Source organism: Pseudomonas sp. S60 (assembly GCF_016647865.1).
Taxonomy (GTDB): domain Bacteria; phylum Pseudomonadota; class Gammaproteobacteria; order Pseudomonadales; family Pseudomonadaceae; genus Aquipseudomonas; species Aquipseudomonas parafulva.
Genome location: NZ_JACVVH010000033.1, coordinates 53,530 through 65,670 on the forward strand (window position 1 = coordinate 53,530; position 12,141 = coordinate 65,670).

13 protein-coding genes are annotated in these 12,141 nt (G+C 64.1%); 7 read left to right on the forward strand and 6 right to left on the reverse strand.

What is annotated here, in order from left to right; all coding sequences use genetic code 11:
• Positions 1 to 36: 36 nt before the first annotated feature.
• Positions 37 to 501, forward strand: a complete 465-nt coding sequence (locus IAE33_RS17135) for a hypothetical protein (protein ID WP_201164389.1) — start codon at positions 37 to 39, stop codon at positions 499 to 501.
• Positions 502 to 512: 11 nt separating this feature from the next.
• Here IAE33_RS17135 and IAE33_RS17140 read toward each other — a convergent pair whose 3' ends face one another.
• On the reverse strand, positions 513 to 1,448 hold the full coding sequence (locus IAE33_RS17140) for a LysR family transcriptional regulator (RefSeq protein WP_201164390.1): 936 nt from the start codon (positions 1,446 to 1,448) through the stop codon (positions 513 to 515).
• Positions 1,449 to 1,542: 94 nt separating this feature from the next.
• Here IAE33_RS17140 and IAE33_RS17145 point away from each other — a divergent pair, with 94 nt between their 5' ends.
• Positions 1,543 to 2,712: an MFS transporter gene (locus IAE33_RS17145; RefSeq protein ID WP_201164391.1), complete on the forward strand. Its 1,170-nt coding sequence runs from the start codon at positions 1,543 to 1,545 to the stop codon at positions 2,710 to 2,712.
• A gap of 6 nt (positions 2,713 to 2,718) precedes the next feature.
• On the opposite strand, the gene IAE33_RS17150 is transcribed toward IAE33_RS17145, so the two are convergent.
• Positions 2,719 to 3,177: a GNAT family N-acetyltransferase gene (locus IAE33_RS17150; protein WP_201164392.1), complete on the reverse strand. Its 459-nt coding sequence runs from the start codon at positions 3,175 to 3,177 to the stop codon at positions 2,719 to 2,721.
• A gap of 20 nt (positions 3,178 to 3,197) precedes the next feature.
• Entirely contained in the window at positions 3,198 to 3,821 is a 624-nt protein-coding gene (locus IAE33_RS17155) for a glutathione S-transferase family protein (RefSeq protein ID WP_201164393.1), read from the reverse strand.
• 170 nt (positions 3,822 to 3,991) lie between these two features.
• Between IAE33_RS17155 and IAE33_RS17160 the strand changes: the two genes are divergently transcribed.
• A complete protein-coding gene (locus IAE33_RS17160) occupies positions 3,992 to 4,294 on the forward strand; it encodes a DUF3077 domain-containing protein (protein ID WP_201164394.1) in 303 nt (100 codons plus the stop codon).
• A gap of 86 nt (positions 4,295 to 4,380) precedes the next feature.
• Positions 4,381 to 5,103: a hypothetical protein gene (locus IAE33_RS17165; protein WP_201164395.1), complete on the forward strand. Its 723-nt coding sequence runs from the start codon at positions 4,381 to 4,383 to the stop codon at positions 5,101 to 5,103.
• Between the two features lie 11 nt (positions 5,104 to 5,114).
• On the opposite strand, the gene IAE33_RS17170 is transcribed toward IAE33_RS17165, so the two are convergent.
• Complete coding sequence (locus IAE33_RS17170; RefSeq protein WP_201164396.1) at positions 5,115 to 5,654, reverse strand: WYL domain-containing protein; 540 nt, start codon at positions 5,652 to 5,654, stop codon at positions 5,115 to 5,117.
• 100 nt (positions 5,655 to 5,754) lie between these two features.
• The gene (locus tag IAE33_RS17175; protein ID WP_201164397.1) at positions 5,755 to 6,675 is read right to left on the reverse strand and encodes a LysR family transcriptional regulator; all 921 of its coding nucleotides are present in this window, start codon (positions 6,673 to 6,675) and stop codon (positions 5,755 to 5,757) included.
• Between the two features lie 191 nt (positions 6,676 to 6,866).
• Here IAE33_RS17175 and IAE33_RS17180 point away from each other — a divergent pair, with 191 nt between their 5' ends.
• From IAE33_RS17180 to IAE33_RS17190, 3 genes are read left to right on the forward strand one after another with little or no spacing between them, the layout of a single operon-like run.
• Positions 6,867 to 8,171, forward strand: a complete 1,305-nt coding sequence (locus IAE33_RS17180; protein ID WP_201164398.1) for an MFS transporter — start codon at positions 6,867 to 6,869, stop codon at positions 8,169 to 8,171.
• Between the two features lie 29 nt (positions 8,172 to 8,200).
• Positions 8,201 to 9,442, forward strand: coding sequence for a Zn-dependent hydrolase (locus tag IAE33_RS17185; protein ID WP_201164399.1), 1,242 nt, complete (start codon positions 8,201 to 8,203; stop codon positions 9,440 to 9,442).
• A complete protein-coding gene (locus IAE33_RS17190; protein WP_201164400.1) occupies positions 9,442 to 10,467 on the forward strand; it encodes a histone deacetylase family protein in 1,026 nt (341 codons plus the stop codon). The genes IAE33_RS17185 and IAE33_RS17190 overlap by 1 nt, the downstream gene beginning before the upstream one ends.
• 16 nt (positions 10,468 to 10,483) lie before the next feature.
• Here IAE33_RS17190 and IAE33_RS17195 read toward each other — a convergent pair whose 3' ends face one another.
• On the reverse strand, positions 10,484 to 11,776 hold the full coding sequence (locus tag IAE33_RS17195) for an MFS transporter (RefSeq protein ID WP_201164401.1): 1,293 nt from the start codon (positions 11,774 to 11,776) through the stop codon (positions 10,484 to 10,486).
• Positions 11,777 to 12,141: the final 365 nt, after the last annotated feature.

Here is a 12,141-nt window from a genome sequence, read left to right on the forward strand (position 1 = left end):
TCTAGTGTGTGGGAACCTTCACTGCGAGACAGCCGCATGCGCCCCTCATTGTTACTGCTTCTGACCTTAGTGCTCACGCCCCTGGCGCAGGCTGCCGGCAACTGGACGTTGAATGACCAGCACGACAAGGCCTATACGCTTGCTGACGACGTGCGGGTGGTGATGGTGGCCCGCAGCATGGCCAGTGCACGGTTGGTCAACAGCGCCGTGGAGCATACGCCTGCAGGCTATCTGGAAGCCCGCGGAGTGGTGTTTGTGGCCGACATCGAGAAAATGCCCAGCATGGTCCAGGCCGTGATGGTGCCAGCCATGCGCTCGGCCAATTACCGCATTCTGCTCGACCGCAGCGGCGAAGTGGCAGAGCAGTATGGGGGCGACCGCGACTCGGTGCAGTGGCTGGAACTGAGCCATGGCAAGGTTACCGGCGAGCACCGCTACAGCGACCTGCCAAGCCTGCGCAAGGCGCTGGCTGGGATGGCAGGGCGCGTCGCAGGTGGTTGACCCCGCAGGTGCTATCTGTGCGGCGTTTGGGGCGACGCCGTAGGCCAATGCTGATGCCCTTGGTGGTGCGCCACCAGAAAGTCGACGAACACCCGCACCCGCGCGGGCATGGACGGCCCGCTCGCGAACACGGCATGGATCGGTTCGCGGTCACCGGGGTTGTAGCCGTCGAGCAGTGATACCAGGCGCCCGCTAGCCAAGTCTTCTGCCACGGTGAACGTACCAATGCGTGCCACGCCCGCGCCCAGCCTGGCCAACTGCGCCAATGCCTCTCCGCTGCTGCATTGGATGTTGCCGTTCACCTTCAGCCTGAACAGTTGACCGTCACGGCTGAACGGCCAGTCGGGTGTCGCCCGGCGGAAGTTGAAACGCAGGCAGTTGTGGTTTTGCAGGTCTTCTGGCACGTGGGGCGTGCCGCAGCGCTGCAGGTAGCCAGGCGAGGCCACGATGGCCTGGCCGGTGTCGCCGATCAGGCGTGCGCTCAAGGAACTGTCGGGGAGCTCACCGAAACGCAGGGCCACGTCGGCCTGGCCGCCCAGGATGTCCGCCAGCTCGTCACTGAGGGTAAGGTCCACCAGCACCTGCGGGTAGCGGGCGCTGAAGGCTGCTACCAGGGGCACAACGGTCATGCGGCCGTGCCCCAGTGCGGCGCTGACCCGCAGGCGGCCACGGGGCACACCCTGGTCGGTGATGGCCTGTTCCACTTCGAGCATGTCGGCAAGCACCCGGTGTGCACCCCGCAAGTAAGCCTCGCCCTCTGGGGTCAAGGTGATCGCCCGGGTTGTGCGCAACATCAGGCGCGTGCCCAGGCGCTGCTCGGTGCGTGCCAGGATGCGGCTGACGGCGGAGGGGGTCAGGCCTAGCGCCCGGGCGGCGGCGGACAAGCTGCCTGCTTGCGCCACACGTGCGAACACCTCCATTTCACCGGAGCGTCCAGCCAGTTCCATTTGTGCCTCTCAAGCAAAGGTGGTTGGTAAAAAAGCGGTCTAGTGCGCATTGTAAACAGATCGTAGCATTTGCAGCACAGATAAGGAGCCAGCCATGCGTATCAACCCCCCACTTGTTGCACTTGCCATCGGTGCCTTCGGCATCGGCGTCACTGAATTTGCCCCCATGGGCATGCTGCCCAGCATCGCCACCGACCTGGGTGTTTCGATCCCGGCTGCTGGGCTGTTGGTCAGTGCTTACGCCCTGGGCGTGCTGATTGGCGCGCCGCTGATGACCTTGGCCACTGTGCGCATCCCGCGGCGCTATTTGCTGATTGGCCTGATGGCGATTTTCACCCTGGGCAACGTGATGTCGGCCTTGGCCAGCGATTACACCAGCCTCCTGGTGGCCCGGGTGGTCACTTCGATGAACCACGGGGCGTTTTTCGGCATCGGCGCCATAGTGGCAGCCAGCGTTGTGCCGCCGGACAAACGCGCCGGGGCGGTGGCCGCCATGTTCATGGGCCTGACGCTGGCCACCATTGGCGGGGTACCGCTGGCGACCTGGTTCGGCGAAATGCTTGGGTGGCGAACCGCGTTCTGGGGGATTGCCGGGCTTGGCCTAGTGGCGATGACCACCCTGTGGTACGCCTTGCCGAATGTGCCCTCGCCCAAAGGTGATGGGGCGCTGGCGGAGATCCGCGTGCTGACCCGTGGCCCGGTGCTGGCCGCGCTGTTGCTGACGGTGGTCGGCTCAAGTGCGATGTTTACGGTATTTACCTACATTGCACCGATTTTGCAGAACGAAGCGGGGGCCTCCACGACCTTCGTCACCGGCATGCTGGTGCTGTTCGGCATTGGTCTGACGTTGGGTAACATCTGGGGCGGCAAGGCAGCGGACCGTTCGGTTGACCGCACCCTTGTCGTATCGCTGACCGTGCTGATTACCGTGCTGCTGGGGTTACCGTGGGTACTCGCCTGGCCGCTGCCAACGGCCTTGGCCATCGTGGTGTGGGGTGCGGCCAGCTTTGCACTGGTGCCGCCCCTGCAGATGCGCGTGATGGAAGCCGCAAGGCAGGCGCCCAACCTGGCCTCGGCGGTAAACATCGGTGCATTCAACCTGGGTAACGCCATCGGCGCTGCCTTGGGCGGCGCAGTGATCAATGCCGGCCTGGGCTACCGGGCAATTGCCATTGCCGGGGCGGCTACCGCTGCGCTGGGCCTGGCCATGGTAGTGCTTTTCGCCTGGCGGGGGCGTGCCAGTGGGGCTCAGGTCGCAGTGTAAGGGCGGCTACCGGCCCGCTCCCACGGGCCGGTGTTTCTCGAACCGCACGTCTCGCGCATCCAGCTGAGCGGTGCACACCCAGCCGGCTTTCCGGTACAGCGCATTGGCCCGCATGGCCGGGTCGCCGTCGGTGGTCAGGTGAATCACCGCGTGGTGCTCAAACAGGACTTGCTCGGCCCGTTGCAGCAGTAGCGTACCCAACCCGTTGCCTTCCAGCGCGGGGCGCACAAACAGGGCGAACAACTCACCTTCCTGCAGGTCGACCATGGCAAAGCCTGCGGGCTGGTCGTGCCATTCGGCCACCCAGGCGCAGGGGGCGCTGTTGATCGCCTCGGTCAGTACCTCTGCGGTGATGCCCAGCGCGTGCATCTGCTGGCGTGACAGATGGTTCTGGGTAACGCTGGTCCGGATGTCGAACAGCACGTCGACATCGTCCGGTGTTGCCAGGCGCAGGGTTGCGCTCATCGGTCTACCTCCACAGCAGTTCAAGGCGTGCCGTTGCGGCCGTGCTCATGGTACGCGGCACGCTCGCTCAGGCGTTCGTAGTAATCACGTACCGCCGGCAGGCCAGGGTGCTCCAGGGGCGTTTCGAACCAGCGGTTTACCGACAGGCCGATCGGGATGTCGGCCAGGGTGAAATGGCGGCCTGCCACATAGGCACCGGTGCGGGCCAGTTGCTGGTCGAGGATGCGCATGTGCCGCGACCAGTCTGCGCAACCGGCCGCAAGCGCCTGGGGCTCCTGGTGGGCGGGGGAGTGGCGTACCAGTGACATGAACGCGTAGCTCCAGGACCGGTTCAGGTCAGAAGCCTGCCAGTCGATCCACTGGTCGATCCTGGCCCTTGCCTGCGGGTCCACGGGATACAAGGTGCCATCACCGTAGCGGTTGGCCAGGTAGCGGATGATGCTGTTGGACTCCCACAGCGTGAAGTCACCGTCCTGGATCACGGGCACCATGGCATTCGGGTTGAGTGCAAGAAACTGCGCCGTGTGGGTTGCCTGGAAGCCTGAACCCCAGTCTTCGCGTTCATACGGCACCTGAAGCTCGGCGCACGCCCAGAGCACCTTGCGCACGTTGATCGAAGAGGCCCTGCCCAGAATACGTAGCATGATGACGTCCTTGTTTGGGAAGCGCTGATCGTCCGCGACGGAGGCAAAGTGGTCAAGTGGCACCGTGCTTGTAGGCAGTTTCCGAAAATGGCCTTTGGCGCGGTCGGGGCGTTGTGGTGAGGGCGGGGGCGGCCCTAGTCTCGGGAGGCTCGCCAACAGGAGAAAACACCATGGACAGAGAAACGCTCACACCCACCAGCAACCCCAACGTGCTGCACGCCGCTGGCCGCTTCGCCCATTCCGATACGGAACTGGTGCACATGAAGGCCAAACTGCCCATGCGCACCGCACTGATGGAGGCGTCAGGCATCATGGGCTGCGTCACCGAGCTCACGCGCAAGGCCATCGACAGGCCCGAAGACCGCAAGGTAATGATGCAGGCTACTTACTACCTGGCCGGCATGGCCAAGGCGCTGATCGATGGCCAGGTGCAGCAACTGCGCCAGGCCCGGGAAGAGCAGGGCGCCCCCTAGTCGAGCAACACGCTTGCCTGGGGGCTGCGAAGTTGGCACCCTTGGGCAGCTTGAATCGTCTGTACCTCGACATAAGGAAGTTTGCATTGAGCTGGGACAAGGTGGGGAAACTCCTCGTAGCCGTGCTGATCGGGCTGATGGCCCTGCTGCTCGCCTATAAGGTGCTGGGCGGCAACCCTCGCCTGGAGGCATCCCTTACCTATTCCTACCTGACTTACCCCGGCCAGTTCAGCGAACGCATCAGCCAGGCCAGTGAGCAACTCAAGTACGAGCAGCTGCACGGGCGCATCAACGCCATCGGCCAGGGTGAAATGAGCCACGAACAGGTCGAGCGGCTGGTGGAGATGGCGCAGGCACCTTACGCCCGCCTGTTCGCCAAGCCGTTCGAGGCTGGCCTGGTAGACCATCGCACCGGCCTTCTTATCGAACTGCGCAATGCCGGTGACGCGCCGGTCAACCAGGTGAAGGTGCGCCTGCCTGCCAAGGGCTTGGTGCAGGTTCGGGATTCGGCCGGCAACGATACCCTGCTGGAAAACGCCACTGCCCAGGTGGAGATACCCGCCATCGAGCCCGGTAGGGAAAGCAAGGTGTGGGTGTACTTCGACGCCGATTATTCGCAGATCCGCCAGGGGGGTGTAGGTATCAGCTATGCCGATGGCGTGGCTGAGGTGCAGGTCTACCAGTCCTTCATCGGCTTCCCGGCCTGGGTCGCCCGCTACAGCACAGAGTTGATGGCACTGCTCGCGGGGCTCGTATGCGTGGTTCTGGTGCTGGGTTACGCCTGCCTCTCACGCCGCCGCATCGCCTGACACGGCGCTTTTCAGCCAGCTTCGTGCAGTGCCAGGCTGTGGCGCAACTGGTCCAGCATGGCTACCCGTATCGTTTGTGGGGCCTGAACACGAATCGAGCCCGCCTGAGACAATAGCCACGCCATGAGCGTGGAGCTGTCAGCCACTGTGGTCACCAGGGTGGCGCCGCCGTCTGCCTGGGGTAGCAATAGCATGCCCACGCCCACCGGGCGCTGTTGAAGGTCGCGGGCCAGCGCGTCATCGACCCAGGCGTGCAGTTCTATCTGCGCGGGGCCGGTCATGTCTTCAGCCAGCCATTGCTGCGTGTGGGTATCCTTCAGGCCGGGTTGCCAGTGCCAGCTGTAGGGCAGGCTTTTGCTGTTGCACTGCAGGGGGAAAAGGGCGGCCAACTCCACCAGGTCGCGTTCTACGGTGCGCTTGGTGGTCACATGGCCAACCGTGGCCAGCGCCGCCTGCAATTGGCTGCAGCTAAGGCCGGGCTGGCGGCCAGGCAGCAGTTTGAGGAGTTCCCACTGGCGGGCAATGGTCTGGCGGGTGGGCTGGCTGGGCACGGGGGTCTTCCTTGAAGGGGCAACGAGCCTGGCTGGGTGGTGGCTCATTGATATCATCCAGCATACCCTGTCGGGCGCTATCCACCAACCGTTCCTTTGCCTAGCGGCCAGCCTCGGTGGTGCATTGCTGCAAGGCCTGAATGAATACCTGTTCTGCTCGGCTGAAGCGCTGGCCCGGGTTCCACAGCAGGTGGATATCGACATCGGCAATACCGTCGAGCGGTGGCAGCTTCCACAGCAAGCCTTGCTGTACATCCGGCGCCACCACGTGTTCGGGCAGGCAGCCGATACCGAAACCGGCGATCACCAGCCGGCGGACTTCTTCAAGGCTGGGCGACGATGCCACGATGCGCCCGGCAAACCCCTGCTGGTCGCGGAAAATGGTCAACGGTGACAGCATGCCGCCAATCTGGTCGCTGGTGAAGCTGACAAAGTTCTCCCGCTGCAGGTCGCTTTCGGCCTCGCCGAACAGCCGGTGGTGCCTGCCACAGAAAAAGGCATAGCGCTGGCGCAGAAACAGCCGTTGCTCCAGCCGTGTCTGGGCACGGCGGTTGAGGCTGAGGCCTGCAGTGGCGGTTTTCTCCTGCAGGGCGGCGACAATGTCGGAGCTGCGCATTACCTCGATTTCCAGCTCCACCCTTGGATGCTGGCGATGGAAAGCGGCAAGCAGGTCGTCGAATGCCTCGTTGACGATGCGGCTGATCATCAGCAGCCGTACCTTGCCCACCAGTTCATCCCCCGGGTGCTCCAGCAACCCGCCGATCTGCGACATCTGCCCGTAGACCTCGCCGGCCAGCCGGAATACCTGCTCGCCCATGTCGGTCAGCACAAAGCGTGGTCCGCGGCGGGCGATCAGTTGACGGCCCAGTTGCTGTTCCAGCCGTTTGAGCGCTTGGCTAACTGCCGGTTGGGTGAGGTGCAGCCGGGCGGCTGCACGGCTTATGGACAGCTCCTGGCCGATAACCCGGAAGGTACGCAGCAGGTTCCAGTCCAGTCGATCATTCAGCAGGCGCTCAGACATGGCAGGCTCGATAATAAGCGGGATTAATAATTGGCATAATAAATAGAAAATTGACTAATCATAGCCCCCAGACGATAAATCCCAGGCATCAAGGACGCTGCGATTGCCAAGATCCAGCAACCTGCCAAGCGCCAACAGAGCGCAACCGTGACCCCACACTCCTGCCAAAAGAACAAGCAAGGGAGCCTTCCATGCAAGCCACCGCAGCCCCTCAGCCGCGCCGTGCGGCCGCCGCCGCCTTTATCGGCACCATGATCGAGTGGTACGACTTCTACATCTACGCCACCGCCGCCGCGCTGGTGTTCGGGGCGCTGTTTTTCCCCTCCGACGACAGCCTTTTCAGCACCATGGCCGCTTTCGGCACCTTTGCCGTCGGGTTCTTCGCCCGGCCGCTGGGCGGCATCATCTTCGGCCACGTGGGCGACCGCATCGGGCGCAAGAAATCGCTGGTGATCACGCTGCTGATGATGGGCATCGTCACCGTGTGCATCGGCCTGTTGCCGACCTACGCGCAGATCGGCGCAACGGCGCCAGTGCTGCTGATACTGCTGCGGATCGTGCAGGGCATTGCCGTGGGGGGCGAGTGGGGCGGGGCGGTGCTGATGGCGGGCGAGCATGCACCCAAGGGCCGGCGCAACTTCTTTGCCTCGTTTGCCCAGCTGGGCAGCCCGGCCGGGCTGATCCTTTCGTTGCTGGCCTTCGGTGCGGTGACGCGCCTGCCTGAAGCAGACCTGATGAGCTGGGGCTGGCGCGTGCCGTTCCTGGCCAGCGCGCTGCTGTTGCTGGTGGGGTTGGCGATTCGCCTGGGGGTCAACGAGTCGCCCGAGTTCCTCGCCAGCCGCCAGCAAGCCGAAGCCGCACGGTGCCAGGAACAGGCGCCTGCCCTGGAGGTGCTGCGCACGGCCTGGCGCCCTCTGCTGCTGTGCATCGGTGCCAATACCCTTGGCATCGCGGGGGTCTACTTCACCAACACCTTCATGATCAGCTACACCACCCAGCAACTGCACCTGGAGCGCTCGCTGATTCTGCAATGCCTGTTCTTCGTCGCCGTGATTCAGTTCTGCGTGCAGCCGTTGGCCGCCTGGCTCTCGGAAAAAGTCGGTGCCACGCGTTTTCTGGCGTGGGTGGCGTTGTTGGCCATGGCCTCGCCGTACCCCATGTTCGTGCTGGTCAGTTCCGGGCAGGGGCCGATGATCGTGCTGGGCATTGCCCTGGCTGCAGCCTGCATGGCCTCGTTCTACGCGGTGATCGCCGGGTACGTCAGTGGCATGTTCGAGACCCGGGTGCGCTACACCGCAATCTCCATGGCCTACCAGGTGTGCGGTGCCATTGCCGGCGGGCTCACGCCGCTGATCGGCACCTGGCTGGCCCATACCTTCACCGGCCAATGGTGGCCGATGGCGCTGTTCTACACCCTGATCGCCTCTGTTTCGCTGGTGTGCGTGCTGGCCCTTGCGCGCCAGTACGCCCGTAGCCAGCAGCTGCAACCGGCCTGATGAACCCCCACCGTTTCTGGAGTACCCGCATGTTGAAAAGCAATGGCGAGCGCCTGTGGGCGAGCCTGATGGCCATGGCCGAGATCGGCGCCACGGCACGGGGCGGCAGCTGCCGCCTGGCCCTGACCGAACAGGACAAGGCCGGGCGTGACCTGTTCAGCCAATGGTGCCGGGAAGCCGGCCTGACGCTGACCGTGGACGCCATCGGCAACCTGTTTGCCCGCCGCGCCGGCACCGATCCCACGGCTGCCCCGGTGATGATGGGCAGCCACCTGGACACTCAGCCCGAGGGTGGGCGCTTCGACGGCGTGTATGGGGTGTTGGCGGGGTTGGAGGTGCTACGGCGCCTGGATGACCTGGGCATCCGAACCCGCAAGCCACTGGAGGTTGCGGTATGGACCAACGAGGAGGGTGCACGCTTCACCCCCGCCATGTTCGGTTCGGCGGTGTTCACTGGCGCGCTGACGCTGCAGGCGGCGTTGGCCATCCGTGATGCCGAGGGCATTACGGTGGCCGAGGCCTTGCGCACCACCGGCTACGCAGGCCAGCGGCCGCTTGGCGGCGAGGTGGATGCGTATTTCGAGGCCCATATCGAGCAGGGCCCGATTCTGGAGGACAATGCCAAGGCCATCGGCGTGGTCAGCGGCGGCCAGGCCATCCGCTGGCTGGATATCACCGTCGAAGGCATGGCTGCCCACGCCGGGACCACGCCCATGCCCCTGCGCAAGGACGCGCTATACGGCGCCGCCCGCATGATTCAGGCTGTCGAGCAACTGGCGGCCGACTTCGCCCCCCAGGGGCTGACCACCGTAGGCGAACTGACCATTGCCAAGGCCTCGCGCAATACCATCCCAGGGCAGGTACGGTTCACGGTAGACCTGCGCCACCACCGCGACCAGGCCATCGAAGCGATGGAGCACGAACTGACCCTGAAGCTGCAGGCCATCGCCCGCAACCGTGGCTTGCAGGTGCGTATCGAGCGCCACTGGGTGAGCCCGGCCACACCGTTCGATGCCGCGTGCGTGGCCGCCGTGCAACAGGCTGTGGACGGCCTGGGCTATACCCAGCAAGCCATCGTGAGCGGGGCCGGTCACGACGCTATCCTACTGGCCCGGCATTGCCCCACGGCAATGGTGTTCATCCCCTGCGTGGGCGGGCTCAGCCATAACGAAGCCGAAGACGTGCTGTTTGATGACGCCCGCCAGGGCGCCGATGTGCTGCTTAATGCGGTGCTCGCGCGTGCGGGCCGCGTCGATGAAGGAGAAGCCTGATGCGTTGCTACTTCCACCCCGACCAGTTGCTGCATCACCCGCGCAGCTATTATTCCCGCGGCGCCATGCGTACGCCCCAGGAGGTGCCTGAGCGGGCGCTCAACCTGGTGCGGGCCGCCGAGACCCTGGGTTTCGACATTTTTGCACCGGCCGATGCCGGCCTGGCGCCCCTTGCAGCCGTGCATGGCGAGCCCTACCTGGCCTTTTTGCAAAGCGCCCACGCACATTGGAAGGAAGTGCCCGAAGACTGGGGGGACGAGGTGATGTCCAACATCTTCGTGCGTGAGCCCAATGCCTTGCGCGGTGTACTGGCCCAGGCGGGTCGCTACCTGGCGGACGGCAGTTGCCCGGTGGGCGAACACACCTGGCGTTCGGCCTACTGGTCGGCGCAAAGCGCAGTGGCTGCGGCCCAGGCCATCCTGGATGGCGAGCCGGCCGCCTACGCCTTGTGCCGCCCGCCGGGGCATCATGCGCGCTTCGATGCGGCAGGGGGCTTCTGCTACCTCAACAACGCAGCTGTCGCCGCCCAGGCCCTGCGCAGCCGTTACCGGCGCGTGGCGATTCTGGACACCGACATGCACCATGGCCAGGGTATTCAGGAAATTTTCTACGGGCGCAATGACGTGCTGTATGTGTCGGTACATGGCGATCCGACCAACTTCTACCCGGGCGTGGCCGGCTTCGATGATGAGCGTGGCGCGGGGGAAGGGCAGGGTTACAATCTGAACCTGCCGCTGGCGCACGGGGCCAGTGAAGCGGACTTCATGGCCAGCCTGGAGGTGGCCCTGGCTGCGGTGCGGGATTTTGGCGCCGAGGTGCTGGTGCTGTCGCTGGGCTTTGACATCTACGAGCTCGACCCGCAGAGCAAGGTAGCGGTCACCACCGCAGGCTTTGCCACATTGGGCGAGCGTGTTCGCGCCCTACGGCTCCCCAGCGTGATCGTGCAGGAAGGGGGCTATCACCTGGCAAGCCTGCAAACCAACGCCCAGGCGTTCTTCGGCCAGAAGGCCGACTGGGCGTTGTAGCCACTGGCCGCGGCGATCAAGCCTGCTCGATCGCCCGCGGTGCCATGAAGTACATCCAGACCAAGGCCAGGAAGTACATGGTCGGGATCATGGTGAACAGCACGGCATAATTATTGTGGGTGGCGGTTAGCACGCTGCCGACGATCTGGGTCATGAACATGCCGCCGATGGCGGCGCACATGCTGCCAAAGCCGAACACCGTACTGACCAGGTGTTTGGGGGTGTAGTCCATCACCAGGCTCCAGATGTTGGCCGTCCAGGCCTGGTGGGCGCCCACGGCCAGCGAAATGGCCAGCACCGCCACCCACAGGCCGCTGGCATTGGCGGCAAAGGTGACGCTGATCATGGTGCAGGCAAATACCAGCATCGACACCAGCCGCGCGCTGGTGGCCCGCACGCCACGGCCGATCAGCCACGATGACAACACGCCGCCGCCCACACTGCCGAAATCGGCGGTGAGCCAGATGATGATCAGCGGGATGCCCATTTGGGTTACGTCGATGCCCAGGCTGTATTGCTGGTTGAGAAACGGTGGCAGCCAGTACAGGTAGAACCAGAACACTGGCGCGGTGATGGCATACGCCACCGCGAAGGCCCAGGTGCCCCGCAGGCGCAATATGCGGCTGAAGGGCACGCGGGTAGGCTCGGGTTCGGCGTCCTGTTGAATGTACTGCACTTCGCTCTGGCGCACGCTGGGGTGTTGCTCAGGGTCGTGGTACTTGAGCAGCCAGAACACCACCCACACCAGCCCCAGGCAACCCATGGCAATGAACGCGGCCTGCCAGCCCCACACGGCCAGGATCACCGGCAGCAGCGCGGGGGTGACCATGGCACCCACATTGGTGCCTGCGTTGAACAGGCCGGTGGCGATGGCGCGTTCGCCGGCTGGGAACCACAGGCGCACGGTCTTGACGCAGGCTGGGTAGTTGGCGGCTTCGGTGAGGCCCAGGATGAACCGGCATACCATGAAGCCTGCCGCGGAGGTAGCCAGGCCGTGGGCGCCGGTGGCGAGGCTCCACAGCAACACCGCGAAGAAGAACGCGCGTTTGACGCCGACCTTGTCGATCAGCCGGCCTTGTAGCAGGAAGCCGATGGCGTAGCCGACCTGGAACCAGAAGTTGATATTGGCGTAGTCCATGGCCGTCCAGCTCATTTCCTTGGCCAGGACGGGTTGCATGATGCCCAGGGCTGCGCGGTCTATGTAGTTGAGCGTGGTGGCGAAGAACACCAGGGCGAGCATGCCCCAGCGGGTTTTACCGACGGCGAGGGCGCTGCGCAGCTTTGAAGGGGCTGGGTGGGTGTGGGTCATAAAACTGCTCGTTCTTGAAATTGTAGTCAGTAGCGGTGGGCGTGGCCGTTTTTGGGCAGAGGCACGCGAGGCTGGTGCATGGTGGGGAGTGATGTCTGTGGCGTCAATTCTACGTCGGGGTAAGTGTTCGGTAACCGAACGGTAGGGGCTTCACGGGCAGATTCGGTTTTGCTCGGTTTATGCGGCTGCTCTGAAGATCTTGAAGCTTGAAGCTTTATTGCTTTGCGTGGGTGTTGAGAATGGGCATGGTCCATTTGCGATGGAGACGCTTATTCACCTTTTCGCCCTTACGGCGAGTCACTTTTTGTCAAACCCGACAAAAAGTAACCAAAAAACGCTGCGCTCCCGTCATCCGGCCCCTACGC